Annotated in this window: 12 protein-coding genes; all 12 read left to right on the top strand. The window is 48.4% G+C overall.

Annotated elements, in window-relative coordinates:
* The first annotated feature begins 249 nt into the window (after window positions 1-249).
* The 12 genes from ribF (at window position 250) to B3Z23_RS16335 (ending at window position 17252) form a co-directional block, all read left to right on the top strand.
* Entirely contained in the window at window positions 250-1188 is a 939-nt protein-coding gene (gene ribF, locus B3Z23_RS16390) for a bifunctional riboflavin kinase/FAD synthetase (protein ID WP_294912227.1), read from the top strand.
* A gap of 27 nt (window positions 1189-1215) precedes the next feature.
* A complete protein-coding gene (gene ileS, locus B3Z23_RS16385) occupies window positions 1216-4032 on the top strand; it encodes an isoleucine--tRNA ligase (RefSeq protein ID WP_294912226.1) in 2817 nt (938 codons plus the stop codon).
* A complete protein-coding gene (gene lspA, locus B3Z23_RS16380; RefSeq protein ID WP_294912225.1) occupies window positions 4032-4535 on the top strand; it encodes a signal peptidase II in 504 nt (167 codons plus the stop codon). The genes ileS and lspA overlap by 1 nt, the downstream gene beginning before the upstream one ends.
* Window positions 4536-4538: 3 nt before the next feature.
* Window positions 4539-5009, top strand: coding sequence for an FKBP-type peptidyl-prolyl cis-trans isomerase (gene fkpB / locus B3Z23_RS16375; RefSeq protein ID WP_294912224.1), 471 nt, complete (start codon window positions 4539-4541; stop codon window positions 5007-5009).
* Complete coding sequence (gene ispH, locus B3Z23_RS16370; RefSeq protein ID WP_294912223.1) at window positions 4990-5943, top strand: 4-hydroxy-3-methylbut-2-enyl diphosphate reductase; 954 nt, start codon at window positions 4990-4992, stop codon at window positions 5941-5943. Before fkpB ends, ispH begins: the two co-directional genes overlap by 20 nt.
* 230 nt (window positions 5944-6173) lie before the next feature.
* Window positions 6174-6989, top strand: coding sequence for a 4-hydroxy-tetrahydrodipicolinate reductase (gene dapB / locus B3Z23_RS16365; protein ID WP_294912222.1), 816 nt, complete (start codon window positions 6174-6176; stop codon window positions 6987-6989).
* A gap of 457 nt (window positions 6990-7446) precedes the next feature.
* Window positions 7447-8595, top strand: a complete 1149-nt coding sequence (carA, locus tag B3Z23_RS16360) for a glutamine-hydrolyzing carbamoyl-phosphate synthase small subunit (protein WP_294912221.1) — start codon at window positions 7447-7449, stop codon at window positions 8593-8595.
* Window positions 8596-8609: 14 nt separating this feature from the next.
* Window positions 8610-11834: a carbamoyl-phosphate synthase large subunit gene (carB, locus tag B3Z23_RS16355; RefSeq protein ID WP_294912220.1), complete on the top strand. Its 3225-nt coding sequence runs from the start codon at window positions 8610-8612 to the stop codon at window positions 11832-11834.
* A 282-nt stretch (window positions 11835-12116) separates the two neighbouring features.
* Entirely contained in the window at window positions 12117-13211 is a 1095-nt protein-coding gene (locus B3Z23_RS16350) for a porin (protein WP_294912361.1), read from the top strand.
* A gap of 277 nt (window positions 13212-13488) precedes the next feature.
* Window positions 13489-14634: a porin gene (locus B3Z23_RS16345; protein ID WP_294912219.1), complete on the top strand. Its 1146-nt coding sequence runs from the start codon at window positions 13489-13491 to the stop codon at window positions 14632-14634.
* Window positions 14635-14848: 214 nt separating this feature from the next.
* A complete protein-coding gene (gene folA / locus B3Z23_RS16340) occupies window positions 14849-15331 on the top strand; it encodes a type 3 dihydrofolate reductase (RefSeq protein ID WP_294912217.1) in 483 nt (160 codons plus the stop codon).
* A gap of 526 nt (window positions 15332-15857) precedes the next feature.
* Window positions 15858-17252: a PTS transporter subunit EIIC gene (locus B3Z23_RS16335; protein ID WP_414716503.1), complete on the top strand. Its 1395-nt coding sequence runs from the start codon at window positions 15858-15860 to the stop codon at window positions 17250-17252.
* Window positions 17253-17357 lie beyond the last annotated feature (105 nt).

The following is a 17357-nucleotide window of genomic DNA, read 5'->3' as shown; positions in this document are numbered from 1 at the left end:
TTGTCAATGGATTTGTGCAAATAAGCGTCGTTTAAATAACAACACCCGGTTACGTAATTGATGGCGCAAGATTCTACCAGCTTCCTTGCCCTGAATACAGCTTTTCGCAACAAAATTGTCGGGAATTTACCCGGCTATAAATAAACATGAGGAAAAGCAGTAAAGAAGCACCGAAAGGGTAGGTTAACGGGTTAAATTTGTACGCCGTAAAGGGTATAATCCGGCGATTTCCAGCGATTTGAGTCGACCATGAAGTTTATCCGCGGTTTACATAATCTTTCAAAGCAGCATCAAGGCTGTGTTTTGACTATTGGTAATTTTGACGGAGTGCATCGCGGGCATCAGGCGCTACTGACGCAGCTTTGCGAAGAAGGGCGAAAACGTCATCTGCCGGTGGTGGTGATGTTGTTTGAACCACAGCCGCTGGAGTTTTTTGCTCGCGGACAGGTCCCTGCGCGACTGACAAGATTACGGGAAAAAATTCACTTTCTGGAACAGGCCGGGGTTGATACCGTACTGTGCGTCCGTTTTGACAGTGCTTTTTCGGCACTGACGGCGGATGATTTCATCCATGATATCCTGGTGGATAAACTGGATGTCCGCTTTCTGACTGTCGGTGATGATTTCCGTTTTGGCGCCGGCCGGGAAGGTGATTTCCTGTTATTACAGGAAGCCGGACGACGGTATCGCTTTGAAATTGCTAATACCCTGACATTTTGTCATGAAGGGCAGCGAGTCAGCAGTACTAAAGTCCGCGAGGCGCTGGCGGCTGATGATTTTGCTGCGGCAGAGCGATTGCTGGGGCGCCCTTATGCCATTTCCGGCAAGGTGATACATGGTGATGCTCTGGGCCGGACACTGGGCTTCCCCACCGCCAATATTCCGTTGCGACGATCTGTGGCGCCGGTGAAGGGTGTATTTGCGGTCGAAGTGCAGGGCCTTCACGGTGGTCCCTTTTATGGCGTGGCGAATATTGGTACACGACCCACGGTAAAAGGGATTCGACAGCAACTGGAAGTGAATTTACTGGACGTAAATATTAATTTATATGGCCGCCATATCTCTGTGGTATTGCGGCATAAAATACGCAATGAGCAACGATTTGCCTCGCTTGATGAACTGAAAGCGCAAATTGCTAAAGATGTGGTGACGGCCCGGGAATTTTTTGGGCTTAAAGCAACGGTGTAATAACCGAAATATGGAACCGAGAATCTGATGAGTGACTATAAATCTACCCTGAATTTACCAGAAACAGGGTTCCCGATGCGTGGCGATCTGGCCAAACGGGAACCAGCAATGCTGCAACGCTGGACCGACGATAATTTGTATGAAGTTATTCGTGCAGCCAAAAAAGGTAAAAAAACATTTATCCTGCACGATGGCCCTCCGTACGCTAATGGCAGCATTCATATTGGTCACTCAGTTAATAAGATTCTGAAAGATATTATTATTAAATCCAAAGGACTATCGGGGTTTGATGCTCCATATGTTCCGGGCTGGGACTGCCATGGATTACCTATCGAACATAAAGTTGAGCAGATGATCGGCAAGCCTGGTGAAAAGGTGACTGCTGCTGAATTCCGTGCGGCTTGTCGAGAGTATGCGGCAGAACAGATCGAAGGGCAGAAAAAAGATTTCATCCGGCTGGGTGTATTGGGTGACTGGAATCATCCTTATCTGACGATGGATTTCAAAACCGAAGCTAACATTATCCGTGCGTTAGGACGCATTATCGGTAACGGCCACTTATTGAAAGGGGCAAAACCGGTTCACTGGTGTACCGAGTGCCGCTCTGCACTGGCCGAGGCAGAAGTTGAGTATTACGATAAAACATCACCCTCTATTGATGTGATGTTTAGGGCGACAGACCCAGCCGCGGTGGCAGCTAAGTTCTCTGCAGTTTTGCCGGAAGCTCCAATATCGCTGGTGATCTGGACCACCACTCCGTGGACCATGCCTTCTAACCGGGCGATTTCTGTTAACCCTGAGTTTGAATACCAGTTAGTTCAGGCCGGTAGCAATGTGCTGATTCTGGCAAAAGAACTGACCGAAAGTGTACTGGAGCGTGCCGGGATCACAGAATGGACCGTTCTGGGGGAATGCCGCGGCGATGCGCTTGAGCTGTTGCGTTTCCATCATCCGTTCCTCGACTTTGATGTTCCGGTATTGCTGGGTGATCATGTCACTCTGGATGCTGGTACAGGTGCTGTTCATACGGCCCCGGGACATGGTCCTGAAGACTATGTCATTGGTCAAAAATATGGCATTGAAGTTGCCAACCCTGTTGGCCCGGATGGCAGCTACCTGCCAGGAACTTATCCGGGTCTGGATGGCGTTAATGTATTTAAAGCGAATGATCTGATTGTGGAACTGCTGCGTGAGAAAGGCGCACTTCTGCATGTGGAAAAATTACACCACAGCTATCCACACTGCTGGCGTCACAAAACACCTATTATCTTCCGTGCAACGCCACAATGGTTTATCAGCATGGATCAGAAAGGTCTGCGTGCTCAGTCACTCAAAGAGATCAATGATGTGCAGTGGATTCCGGACTGGGGTCAGGCTCGAATTGAATCTATGGTCGCGAATCGCCCTGACTGGTGTATTTCCCGCCAGCGTACCTGGGGTGTGCCGATGGCACTGTTTGTCCACAACCAGACTGAGGAGCTTCATCCGAATACCCTGCAACTGATGGAACAGGTTGCACTGCGTGTCGAGCAGGATGGTATTCAGGCATGGTGGGATCTGGATGCTAAAGAGTTACTGGGTGATGATGCTGAAAACTACAGCAAAGTGCCTGATACGCTGGATGTCTGGTTTGATTCCGGGTCGACCAGCTGCTCTGTCGTGGATGTGCGCCCGGAGTTTAACGGTCACAGTGCAGATATTTATCTGGAAGGCTCTGACCAGCACCGGGGCTGGTTCATGTCATCCCTGATGATCTCTACCGCTATCAAAAGCAAGGCACCTTACCGCCAGGTACTGACTCATGGTTTCACCGTGGATGGTCAGGGCCGTAAGATGTCTAAATCGATTGGTAATACTGTTAGCCCTCAGGATGTGATGGACAAACTGGGTGCGGATATTTTACGTCTGTGGGTCGCTTCTACCGACTACTCAGGTGAAATGGCGGTATCAGACGAAATTCTGAAACGTTCTGCGGATGCGTATCGCCGTATCCGTAACACCGCCCGCTTCCTGCTGGCAAACCTGAACGGATTTAATCCGGAAACTGATCTGGTGGCTGCAGAGGATATGGTGGTGCTGGATCGCTGGGCTGTCAGTTGTGCACTGGCGGCACAGCAGGATATCGTAGCCTCTTATGAGCGTTATGACTTCCACGAAGTGGTACAACGCCTGATGCAGTTCTGTTCAGTCGAGATGGGATCTTTCTATCTGGATATCATCAAAGATCGCCAGTACACCGCGAAAGCCGATAGCGTGGCACGCCGGAGTTGCCAGACGGCACTGTGGCATATTGCCGAAGCACTGGTTCGCTGGATGGCACCTGTCATGTCATTCACCGCGGATGAAATCTGGGGACACTTGTCCGGACAGCGTGAACAGTATGTGTTTACCGGTGAATGGTATCAGGGACTGTTTGGCCTTGCGGAAGACGAGGCGCTGAATAGTTCTTACTGGGAACAACTGCTGAAAGTTCGTAGTGAAGTGAATAAGGTGATAGAACAAGCCCGAGCCGATAAGCGGATTGGTGGTGCTCTGGAAGCCTCAGTGGTTCTGTACGCGGATGAGTCGTTAGCTGAAAAACTAAAAGCTCTGGGGGATGAACTGCGTTTTGTCCTGCTGACTTCGTCGGTTCAGGTTGCTGACTACCCGTCTGCGCCTGCGGATGCTGTTCAAAGTGAACATCTGAAAGGTCTGAAGGTAGTTCTGACTAAAGCTGAAGGCGAAAAATGTCCACGTTGCTGGCATTACACGACCGATGTTGGTCAGAATCCTGAACATGCTGAAATCTGTGGCCGTTGTTATACCAACGTGGCAGGTGCCGGCGAAGAGCGTAAGTTTGCCTGATGAGTAAATCATTGTGTTCAACCGGCTTACGCTGGCTTTGGGTGATGGTGCTGGTGATCGTGGTCGATTTTGCCAGCAAACAGTGGATTATGGCGAATATGCAGTTGCACGAGAGCCGTACGCTGATGCCATTTCTGAACCTGTTTTATGCGCATAACTATGGTGCGGCATTCAGTTTTCTGGCGGATAAAGGCGGGTGGCAGCGTTGGTTCTTTGCCGGAATTGCGGTGGCTATCGTTATCGCATTACTGGTGATGATGTACCGTAGTCGTGCCAGCCAGAGGCTAACGAATATTGCTTACGCTATGATTATTGGTGGGGCATTAGGTAATTTGCTCGACCGGGCTTGGCATGGTTTTGTCGTCGATTTTATTGACTTCTATGTCGGTGACTGGCATTTCGCGACCTTCAATATTGCGGACTGTGGAATTTGTATTGGTGCGGCACTGGTGGTTCTGGAAGGGTTTATCCCTTCCTCAGCTAAACAGGCTGACAAAGGGTAAGGCATGAGTAACACGCTACAGCATAACCATTCGTTTCTGGTGCATTTTACACTGACTCTGGAAGATGGATCGGTTGCCGAATCGACACGTGCAAACGGAAAACCGGCATTATTCCGACTGGGGGATGACAGTCTGTCTCCGGCCTTTGAGGCCGCTCTGGAAGGGCTGACTGCCGGGGATTCCCGTCAGTTTACCCTGGCAGCGGAAGATGCATTTGGTGCAGCTAATCCTGATTTGATTCAGTATTTTTCGCGCAGGGACTTTGCCGACGCTGGTGAGCCTCAACAGGGGGCAATAATGTTATTTACGGCGATGGATGGCAGTGAAATGCCGGGAGTTATTCGTGATGTTTCCGGTGATTCCATTACCGTGGATTTTAACCATCCACTGGCCGGACAAGTGATCACTTTTAACGTTGAGGTGCTGGAAGTTAATCCACAACCGGAGGCCGAAAATGCAGATTCTGCTCGCTAATCCGCGGGGATTTTGCGCCGGTGTTGACCGGGCGATCAGTATTGTGGAGCGGGCGCTGGAGATGTACGGCGCACCGATTTATGTCCGCCATGAGGTAGTACATAACCGCTATGTTGTGGAGAGCTTACGTGAGCGTGGGGCGATTTTTATCGAAGAGATCAGTGAAGTGCCGGATGGTGCGATTCTGATATTTTCCGCCCATGGCGTTTCTCAGGCGGTCAGGGCGGAAGCCCGTTCCCGTTCACTGACGATGCTGTTCGATGCAACCTGTCCGTTAGTTACCAAAGTGCATATGGAGGTTGCCAGGGCCAGCCGCAAAGGTGTGGAAGCAATTCTGATTGGTCATGCCGGGCATCCTGAAGTTGAAGGCACCATGGGGCAATACAATAACCCGGAAGGGGGGATGTATTTGGTGGAGTCACCTGAAGATGTGTTCAGGCTCAAAATCAAAGATGAATCTAATCTGAGCTTTATGACTCAGACCACCTTATCTGTGGATGATACCTCTGAGATTATCGATGCGTTACGTGAACGTTTTCCGGCTATTATTGGCCCGCGCAAAGATGATATCTGCTACGCCACGACTAACCGCCAGGAAGCTGTACGGCATCTTTCTGATCGTGCGGAAGTGATTCTGGTTGTTGGATCGAAGAACTCTTCTAACTCTAACCGGTTGGCGGAACTGGCACAGCGCGCCGGTAAACTGGCTAAGCTGATTGATTCTGCGGAAGATATCCGTGAGAGCTGGCTGGAAGGGGTCAGTTGTGTCGGGGTGACTGCGGGCGCTTCAGCTCCGGATATTCTGGTGCAACAGGTGATTTCCAGATTACAGGAATTTGGTGGTGAAGCCGCGATAGAACTGATTGGTCGAGAAGAAAATATTGTCTTTGAAGTGCCAAAAGAACTTCGGGTTGATATTAAAGAAGTTGAATAATCCCGTATTCCTGCAGCCGGTTCCTGTGCTGCAGGAGTTCAGCTGTTGCTGATCTGCCGTACCGGTAGCATTAATTTCTGAATACTGCCGGCTTCACGTCTCATTGTTTTTGCTGATAATATTCCCCCATCCCGCTGAAATTCTAATGATGCTTTATTTTACTGGTGCCCACTCACGAGGCTGGTTACTCTGAGCCGGCATTTTATGCACATGTACAGGAATGAATAGTTATGAAAAACATCCGAATAGGTATTGTCGGAGCCTCCGGAAGAATGGGCCGTCAGTTGATTGAAGCCACCTTGCTGGCCAGTAATGTCAGTCTTGGTGCTGTGGTGGTTCGTCAGGGATCATCTTTAGTGGGCTGTGATGCTGGTGAACTGGCGGGTATCACCAAAACCGGAGTATTGATTACTGATAATCTGCTGGCGGTGAAAGATGAATTTGATGTTCTAATCGATTTTACACGTCCGGAAGCCACACTTGAGTACCTTGAGTTCTGTCAAAACCATCAAAAAGCGATGGTGATTGGTACTACCGGGTTTAATGATGCTGGTAAGCAGGCGATCCATACAGCCAGCCAGCAGGTGCCCATTGTTTTTGCGGCTAATTTTAGCGTCGGTGTCAATCTGGTGCTTAAATTGCTGGAAAAAGCAGCAAAAGTAATGGGTGAATATAGTGATATCGAAATTACTGAAGCGCATCACCGACATAAAGTTGATGCGCCTTCAGGCACCGCGCTGGCGATGGGGGAATCAATCGCAGATGCGATGGACTGGAAACTTGCCGAACATGCAGTGTACAGCCGTGAAGGTCATACGGGTGAGCGCAAGCCACAGACCATCGGCTTTGCCACCGTGCGGGCCGGAGATATTGTTGGTGAGCATACGGCAATGTTTGCGGATATTGGGGAGCGGGTTGAAATCACTCATAAAGCTTCCAGTCGAATGACTTTTGCAAAAGGCGCGGTTAAAGCCTCTGAGTGGGTTCTCACTCGAGAAAATGGTCTTTATGACATGCGGGATGTACTTTCCTTGAATGATTTATAATGTGTTGTGATGTGAATGGCAATCAGTAACTATTTGATTGTAATGGAGGGTTTTTTATTTTCCCTCCTTATTTTTTAAATATATTCATCTCAGGTCATTTTTATAAATTTTTAGTTGTTTTTTTTATTTAACCTGTTTTTTGTCCCTTATTTGGTGTTGATTTCGGACCATTTGGTCTGAAACGTCGTTTTTTCCACTTATCTATTATGCTTCTCGTCAGGCAATCGTTTTAGTACGCTATTAATCCACCATTTATGTCGCTGTCAGTAGCTTTTTCGCTTCAGTGCGTTAAAAAAAACAATATTATTGGCTTTCAGACTGGACATAGTGCATGACGCTCATTAGAATGCGCCCAATTTGCCAAAAATCGACCTGAAAGGTGTTTTTTGGATTGATTCAGGTGCTATTCATGAATTAATATGCAGGTATAGTGACTATTTATTCCCTGGAGGAAGTTTTGACAAAGTCAGCAATCCTGGTTCTGGAAGACGGAACCGAGTTCCACGGTCGGGCCATTGGGGCATGTGGGTCGGCAGTGGGAGAGGTCGTTTTCAACACGTCAATGACCGGTTATCAAGAAATCCTTACTGATCCTTCCTATTCCCGCCAGATCGTCACTCTTACTTATCCCCATATCGGTAATGTTGGTACCAATCCCGCAGACGAAGAGTCCTCCCGGGTGCATGCTCAGGGATTAGTTATCCGCGACCTGCCTCTGATTGCCAGTAACTACCGCAGTACCGAAGACCTCTCAGCCTATCTTTCCCGCCATAACATTGTTGCAATAGCCGATATCGATACCCGTAAGTTGACCCGCTTATTACGCGAAAAAGGTGCTCAGAATGGCTGCATTATTGCCGGTGATAATCCGGATGTGGCTGTAGCACTGCAGCAGGCGAAAAGTTTCCCGGGTCTGAAGGGGATGGATCTGGCCAAAGAAGTTACCACTGATAAGACCTATGTCTGGCAGCAAGGTAGCTGGACGCTGGCGAATGAATTGCCTGCGGCAAAAGATGAAAGCGAATTGCCTTACCATGTCGTGGCTTACGACTTTGGTGCCAAACGCAATATCCTGCGTATGCTGGTTGACCGTGGGGTACGGTTGACCGTGGTTCCGGCCAAAACATCGGCGGATGAAGTTTTGAAACTGAATCCGGATGGTATTTTCTTATCGAACGGTCCCGGTGACCCGGAGCCTTGTGATTACGCGATCAGCGCAATTCAACAATTTCTGACAACGGATATTCCGGTATTTGGTATCTGCCTCGGGCATCAGCTATTAGCTCTGGCCAGTGGCGCTAAAACGATAAAAATGAAGCTGGGACATCACGGAGGAAACCACCCGGTGAAAGATCTGGACCGGAATGTCGTGATGATCACCGCGCAAAACCACGGTTTTGCCGTTGATGAACAGAATCTGCCAGAGTGTCTGCGGGTGACCCATAAATCCCTGTTCGACCATACCGTGCAGGGGATTCACCGGACAGATAAGCCCGCATTCAGTTTCCAGGGCCATCCGGAAGCCAGCCCCGGACCGCATGACGCGGCACCGTTATTCGACCACTTTATCGATTTAATTAACACTTTCCGTTCCGGTAAAAGGTAATCAGGAGCCAATAAATGCCAAAACGTACAGACATAAAATCCATCCTGATCCTTGGTGCCGGCCCGATAGTGATTGGCCAGGCGTGTGAATTCGATTACTCCGGAGCTCAGGCTTGTAAAGCCTTACGCGAAGAAGGCTATCGTGTGGTGCTGGTGAACTCAAACCCGGCTACCATCATGACTGACCCGGATATGGCGGACGCTACCTATATTGAACCTATCCACTGGGAAGTGGTGCGCAAAATTATCGAAAAAGAGCGTCCGGATGCGGTATTGCCTACCATGGGCGGTCAGACAGCTCTGAACTGTGCGCTGCAACTGGAAAAGCACGGTGTGCTGGAAGAGTTTGGCGTCACCATGATTGGTGCAACGGCAGATGCTATCGATAAAGCAGAAGATCGTCGCCGTTTTGATAAAGCCATGAAGAGCATTGGGCTCGATACCGCGCGTTCCGGTATTGCTCATACTATGGAAGAAGCTCTAAAGGTTGCAGAAGATGTCGGTTTCCCGTGCATCATTCGTCCTTCCTTTACTATGGGTGGCACCGGTGGCGGTATCGCCTATAACCGCGAAGAATTTGAAGAGATTTGTGAACGCGGGTTGGATCTCTCTCCAACCAATGAACTGCTGATTGATGAGTCGCTGATTGGCTGGAAAGAGTATGAGATGGAAGTGGTTCGTGACAAAAATGATAACTGTATCATCGTTTGTTCTATCGAAAACTTCGATGCCATGGGTATTCATACCGGTGACTCCATCACGGTTGCGCCCGCTCAGACGCTGACCGATAAAGAGTACCAAATCATGCGTAACGCTTCGATGGCGGTTCTGCGTGAAATTGGTGTGGAAACCGGTGGATCTAATGTGCAGTTCTCGGTAAATCCTGAAAATGGCCGTCTGATCGTCATCGAAATGAACCCCAGGGTTTCCCGTTCTTCGGCACTGGCTTCTAAAGCGACCGGTTTCCCGATTGCGAAAATCGCGGCCAAACTGGCAGTGGGTTATACCCTCGATGAGCTGATGAACGATATTACCGGAGGCCTGACTCCGGCGTCATTTGAACCTTCAATTGACTATGTCGTCACTAAGATTCCTCGTTTTAATTTCGAAAAATTTGCTGGTAGCAACGATCGTCTGACTACCCAGATGAAGTCCGTCGGTGAAGTGATGGCTATTGGCCGTACATTCCAGGAATCCATGCAGAAAGCATTACGAGGCCTGGAAGTCGGTGCCTGTGGTTTTGACCCGAAAGTTGATCCGGATGATGCTGAAGCATTAACCCGTATACGGCGTGAACTGAAAGATGCTGGCAGTGACCGTATCTGGTACATCGCCGATGCTTTCCGCCTGGGGATGTCCGTGGATGGTGTCTTTAATCTGACCAATGTGGATCGCTGGTTCCTGGTTCAGATTGAAGAACTGGTTCGTCTGGAAGAGCAGGTAGCACGTCAGGGACTCAATGGCCTGAACTATGATTTCCTGCGTCAGCTGAAACGTAAAGGTTTTGCCGACCAGCGTCTGGCTAAACTGGCCGGAGTGGCAGAAAGTGAAGTCCGCAAACTGCGTCAGCAATATAATCTGTATCCGGTGTATAAGCGCGTAGATACCTGTGCAGCGGAATTCGCGACCGATACTGCTTATATGTACTCAACGTATGAAGAAGAGTGTGAATCGAATCCAAACAGTGATCGTGAAAAAATCATGATTCTTGGCGGTGGCCCTAACCGTATTGGTCAGGGGATTGAGTTTGACTACTGCTGTGTACATGCTGCTTTGGCTTTGCGTGAAGATGGTTACGAAACCATTATGGTCAACTGTAACCCTGAAACCGTGTCTACCGATTACGATACTTCAGACCGCCTCTACTTCGAACCGGTGACTCTGGAAGATGTGCTGGAAATCGTCCGGATTGAGCAGCCGAAAGGTGTCATTGTGCAGTACGGTGGTCAGACACCACTGAAACTGGCTCGTGCCCTGGAAGCGGCGGGTGTTCCTGTCATAGGAACAAGCCCTGATGCCATTGACCGTGCAGAAGACCGCGAGCGATTCCAGCAAGCGGTAGAACGTCTGTCACTGAAACAACCGGCGAACTCAACCGTGACTGCGCTGGAGCAGGCGGTAGAGAAAGCAGCAACCATCGGTTATCCGTTAGTCGTACGTCCTTCTTATGTCTTGGGCGGACGCGCAATGGAAATTGTTTACGATGAAATCGACCTGAAGCGCTACTTTATGACGGCAGTTTCTGTGTCAAACGATGCTCCGGTACTGTTAGACCGTTTCCTGGATGACGCCGTAGAAGTTGATGTTGATGCAATTTGCGACGGTGAGCAGGTACTTATTGGCGGGATTATGGAACATATCGAGCAGGCGGGTGTTCACTCCGGTGATTCTGCGTGTTCTTTGCCAGCTTATACACTGAGTCAGGAGATTCAGGATGTGATGCGTGAGCAGGTGAAAAGCCTGGCCTTTGAGCTGAATGTCCGTGGGTTGATGAACGTGCAGTTTGCGGTGAAAGATGACGAAGTGTATCTGATTGAGGTTAACCCGCGTGCCGCCCGTACCGTACCTTTTGTCTCCAAAGCAACAGGAGTAGCGCTGGCGAAAGTGGCGGCCCGTGTTATGGCCGGGAAGACTCTTGCACAACAAGGTGTTACTAAAGAAGTCATCCCTCCTTATTATTCGGTCAAAGAAGTGGTATTGCCGTTTAATAAATTTCCGGGTGTTGACCCTATTCTTGGACCGGAAATGCGTTCAACAGGGGAAGTGATGGGCGTCGGGCGTACCTTTGCCGAGGCATTTTCTAAAGCAATGCTGGGTGCACAGTCCACCATGAAAAAATCCGGACGTGCACTGTTATCGGTGCGCGAAGGCGACAAGCAACGGGTGGTCGATCTGGCAGCGAAGCTGCTGAAATTTGGTTATGAGCTGGATGCGACACATGGTACTGCTGTGGTGCTGGGAGAGGCCGGAATTAATCCTCGCCTGGTGAATAAGGTACACGAAGGTAGGCCACATATTCAGGACCGTCTGAAGAACGGAGAGTATAGCTATATTGTCAATACCACTGCCGGTCGTCAGGCGATTGAAGATTCCCGCCTGATTAGACGCAGTGCACTACAATATAAAGTTCATTATGACACAACACTGAATGGTGGTTTTGCAACCGCAATGGCTTTAAACGCTGATCCGACAGAGCGGGTTATTTCAGTTCAGGAAATGCATTCTGAAATAAAAGCGTAATACTCCTCGCGTAATATAGGCGATCCTTATATCAAGGATCGCTTATCTCATAAATATTCTTGATAAAAATCGCACTTTCTACCCTATAAATATATTTGTTTTTCTGACAGGATATGTTTCGATATGCATGTTCAGACATATCCAAAAATTAGAAAGTGTTAGTTATTTTTTTGCTTTGCCTCAATACCCCGGACAAAAAAAATTTAAATTTTATTATTCATGTGGATAATCTTAATGAAGAAAAGCTGGCGTAATAAATCTGTAACCGGTGGCCTGGTGCTAATGTCGATGCTCCCTCTTGCCTCTCAGGCAGAGATCCATTTAGTTCCTCAGGTACCTGAAGATAGCGTACTGAGTCGTCTGGATTTAACTGTTGGTGGAAGTATTCGTCCTCAGTTTAACCATTCTACAGGGGTGAACGACAAATCTTATAAACGTAACGGATTCGATGGTGGCACACGTTTTCGTTTCGGGGCTAACTATCACTTCAATGATGATCTGACCTGGATCAACTACTATGAACTGGGTGTAAACGTTCCTGCGGTATTGAAGTGGGATAACCACTATCAGAAAGGTTCCCACCATACCACTCGTCGTATGCTTTACACCGGTCTGGACAGTAAAGAGTGGGGTCGCCTGACTATTGGTCAACAGAATAGTGTTTACTATGATGTCGTCGGTGCGAAAACCGACATCTGGGATGACGATATGTTAGCCCAGGGGCCAGGTAATGGTATTAACGGTGACTACGATGGTTCCTACCGTTCACGTAAAATGCTGAAGTATAAGAAATCGGTAGACCAGGTTGATGTCTATGCCGGCTTTCTGTTTGCTGATTCAAGCTACTACCCGGGCAATGGCCTGGCGTACAAACGCCAGGGTGGCGGTTCTTTAGGTGCTGACTATCATATCACCAAGGATCTGACCTGGGGTACAGCATGGAACTATACCAAAGCTTCAATGCGTGATCCTTCTACTGGTGAAGGCCATGATTACAACCAGAACCTGTTTGGTACTGCTCTGAGCTGGAATCCGGGTAACTGGGTATTGTCTGCAGGTGGAGGTTTCTATGAGAACTTCCTGCAGACTAAAAGATCTAATCTCAACGATTACTTCGCGGGTAACGCATGGGGTATCGAGTATTTCGCCGGATATAATTTCCATATTGATCAGTATGGCGTTAAGGTTATCCAACCTTACTTCATGGGTGACCGTCTGCAGTACGTTAGCGGCCGTAATTACCAGCGTATTGATAATGGCCTGGGTGTATCGTTCCAGCTACAGCACGGCTTCCGTGTTGACGTTGAGCATATGTTCACTTCCAGCACCGACAAGATTGGCGACCTGAACCTGGTTCGTCTGCGCTACGACTTCTAATCCGTAGTTAATATATAAAGGGCAGCTGATAAGCTGCCTTTTTTCATTGAGATTAATACCTCTCTGCCGGGAATAAAATACCTCATCATATCCATGGGTACTGTATTTATTCTGTGGTCTGATAAATATTATTGGGTAGTGATTGCCTGCTTTAACCAACAAAATAGCCCGTTATCCTCACTATTAATTACATTCAGCCATGATAATTTGTTGCTGGTGATTTACCAGGGGACACGATTACTCATGTGAGATTAATTAATATTAGCCAGGGTTAACTATGAATAAAATTCGCTGCGTAACACTCTCAGGATCGTTAGCAATATTATCGTTATTATTGCCATTAACTGGTCGTGCAGAAATAACATTAATTAAAACTGACCCGCAAAAAAATGATGCTCTTAGCCGGTTAAATTTTAAAGTCGGGGGTAGTATTCGTCCGCAAATAAACCACATGACCGGAGGGCAGGGTAAAAACTATAAGCGTAATGTCTTCGATGGAGGAAGCCGTTTTCGTTTCACTGCTGATTTCCGTATCACCGATGATCTGATTTGGACAAACTATTATGAACTGGGAGTGAATATTCCGGCGTTGTTGAACTGGGATAATCATCATGCTGATGGGGAAAGGAATACATTGCGCAGAATGATGTATACCGCGTTACGCAGCTCACAATGGGGTGAACTGAGTTTCGGTCAGCGCAATAGTATTTATTATGATGTGGTGGGAGCTAAAACCGATATCTGGGATTACGATATGCTCGGACAGGGGCCCGGTAACGGAATTAACGGTGATTATGATGGTTCTTACCGGCCCCGGAAGCAGTTGAGGTATCAGAACCAGTTCGGGGATGTCAGTTTATACGTTGCCTACCTGTTTTCTGATGATGATTACCTGCCGGGTAATGGCCTTCATTACAAGCGACGGAGTGGTGGTTCACTGGGCTTTAATTACAGTATTACACCGGTTCTGAACTGGGGGGTGGCATGGAACTACACTAAGGCCCGGATGAGGAACCCACAACTTCATGAAAATAAAAACGAAAATCAGAATTTGCTGGGAACTGCATTCAGCTGGCGTCCCGGGCAGTGGCGGCTGGCCGCTGGGGGAGGATGGTATCAGAACTTTGCACCCAGCCATCGTATTGATGTTAATGATTATTTTGCGGGCGATGCCTGGGGTCTGGAATATTATGCCGGATATAACATACCTGTTCAGCGTTATATTCTGCAATCAGTACAACCCTATTTTATGGGCGATCGCATGCAGTTTGTGACAGGGCGTAACTATCAGCGTAAGGACAACGGCTTAGGGATATCCTTTGCCCTCGATTATGGCTTCCAGGTCGATTATGAGTACGTCATTACCTCCGATACAGACCACCAGGCTAATATGAATCTGGTCAGGGTTTATTATAATTTTTAGCCGATGCAAAGCGGCCAGTCCCGGCGGAATACCTGAGAGTGTTAGCTGCGATCCAATTTCCTGTTTAAGCGGATGTTTTCCGTGACAGGGAAACAGACTGGCTGTGAGTTAAGCCGGGACCCGGCTCGCAAGGTAATGAAATAGTCTCAATGCCTATCGACGAAGGCAAAGCCTTTCCGTATGATGTCGCCAATTTTTCGAACGGGTTAACGTAATGATTAGTCTGATTGCTGCTATGGCAGCAGATCGTATTATTGGAATGGATAATGCCATGCCATGGAGCTTACCGGCCGATCTGGCCTGGTTTAAAAAGCATACCCTGAACAAACCCGTAATTATGGGGCGCCGTACGTTTGAATCGATAGGCAGACCCCTTCCTGGTCGTCTGAACATTGTGATCAGCCGTACCCCGGGAGAGACTACGGGCGTCACCCGGGCGACATCCCTGGAAGAAGCTATCCGGCTGGCGGGGGATGCTTCTGAGATTATGATTATCGGTGGTGGAAAAATCTATGCTCAGATGCTGGAGAAAGCTGATCGGTTGTATCTGACACATATCGATGCGGAAGTGGAAGGTGATACCCAGTTTCCTGACTACGATCCGGATCAATGGCTCCCGGTTTTCAGTGAGTTCCATGATGCTGACAGTAATAATACCCACAGTTTTTGCTTTGAAATCCTCGAACGCCGCCGTTAGTTTGTGCTTAATTCCGTTAGGGTTTCGATATATCGCAGGACCCTGACGGTGATTTTTCCTGCTGGCGTACATTATCGGCCAGAATTGACGAAGATATTTCTCCCTCCTTTATTATCTTTTTATAAAACGATCTTGTTCACAATTTTAATCTTCCCGGTAAATAAATGTGGATTAACCTGCCTGCAATGCTATTTTGAGGGAATATGGTGATCACAGTGCAATAGGAATTTTCCATAATTACCAGCCCTCACCAGCATATTTTAACTGTTTTACCAAGGCGGTGTTTTAAATCTGTAGCTGGTCGCTGTCATTGTAATTTTAGCGAGCGAATTCAAACATGACTTGCTGGTATTGGTGACCTAAGTTTAACTCTCAAAAATTAAATATATATCAGGCAATACAGGCACCAGAACAAGAAGATGAACAATTATTTTTTCCACAACAGAAGGGGGCCTGGAGAGTTCTGGCTGTTGGTGGGATATTTACAGTAAATAAGGAAATTAAACAGTAAATCAGGGAGATCAGGATGACAGGACTTGTGCAACTGGCGACGCAGATCGTCGAAGCCGTGGGTGGAAAAAACAATATCCAGACGGTGGTTCATTGTGCAACCAGATTACGTTTCAAGCTTGTATCAACACCTGCAGGTGCTGCCAGCACAATTAAGGCTCTGGAAGGGGTCATGGCCGTTGTTGAAAGTGGCGGGCAATTTCAGGTGGTGATTGGTAATCATGTGGGGGAAGTGTTCCGTGCGATAGAGGAATCTCTTGCCGGGGGCGGAGAAGTGCGGCAGGATACCGACTGCTCTGCACCATCAAAACCTGCAGCCAGTTTACTGGCGCGTTTTATCGATCTGGTTTCAGGGATATTTACCCCGGTACTGGGTGTGATGGCGGCCTCAGGGATGCTGAAGGGGTTTCTGGCATTAGCGCTGGCGCTTAATCTGTTGTCACAGGAGGGCGGCACTTATCAGATATGGTTTGCCGCCAGTGATGCCCTTTTTTACTTTTTCCCACTGGTACTGGGTTATACGGCGGGCAAGAAATTTGGCGGCTCGCCGTTCCTGACGATGGCCATCGGCGGGGCACTGGTTCATCCGGTTATTATGTCACTGAGTAACGGCAGTGATCCCTCGACAGTTGATACTTTTTTTGGCCTGCCACTCACCTTTATCAATTACAGCTCTTCGGTGATTCCGATTATTTTTGCCTCCTGGGCATGCTGCTGGCTCGAAAAACAGCTTTATCCACGCCTGCCATCCTCTATCCGTAATTTTGCCACTCCACTTTTTTGCCTGATGGTGATAGTTCCACTGACATTTCTGGTGATAGGCCCATTGTCTACCTTTCTCAGCCAGTGTCTGGCTTCGGGCTATCAATGGATCTACGACATCGCTCCATGGATTGCCGGCATTTTCCTGGGCTCAGTATGGCAGATCTGTGTGATCTTTGGTCTGCATTGGGGACTTGTTCCTGTGGCCATTAATAACCTGAGTATGCTCGGCTTTGACACAATCGTTCCATTGTTACTGCCGGCTGTGCTTGGGCAGACAGGTGCAGCTTTGGGTGTTTTCCTGGCTTGCAGAGAGCAGAAGCTGAAGATGCTGGCAGGGACATCAGTGACTGCAGGTTTGTTTGGTATTACAGAACCTGCAATCTATGGCGTGACGTTACCGCTCAGAAAACCCTTTATGATTGGTTGTATTGCCGGAGGCATCGGTGGTGGGATTGTTGGGGTGTTCCAGGCAAAAGTCTGGTCTTTTGGACTCGTCAGTGTATTTTCGTTCACACAGATGATCCCTGCTGAAGGTGTTGACCTCTCTGTCTGGGGGGCTGTGGCCGGAGCGATAAGCGCTCTGCTGCTTTCCTGCCTGTTAACGTTTTTCTTTGGGGTTCCCCGTACACCACCAGCAACAGCATAAAGATGAGAACCAACCGGCAGGTGGCACCGCAAAAAATATTCAGCGGAGACTGCCTGTCGGTGACCAGAACTACGGCCACTGTGCCGGAAGATTACAGTCACTATC

It is taken from the genome of Tatumella sp. UBA2305, from assembly GCF_002345795.1.
Classification (GTDB): domain Bacteria; phylum Pseudomonadota; class Gammaproteobacteria; order Enterobacterales; family Enterobacteriaceae; genus Tatumella; species Tatumella morbirosei.
This window is presented reverse-complemented; position numbering and strand designations above follow the sequence as displayed.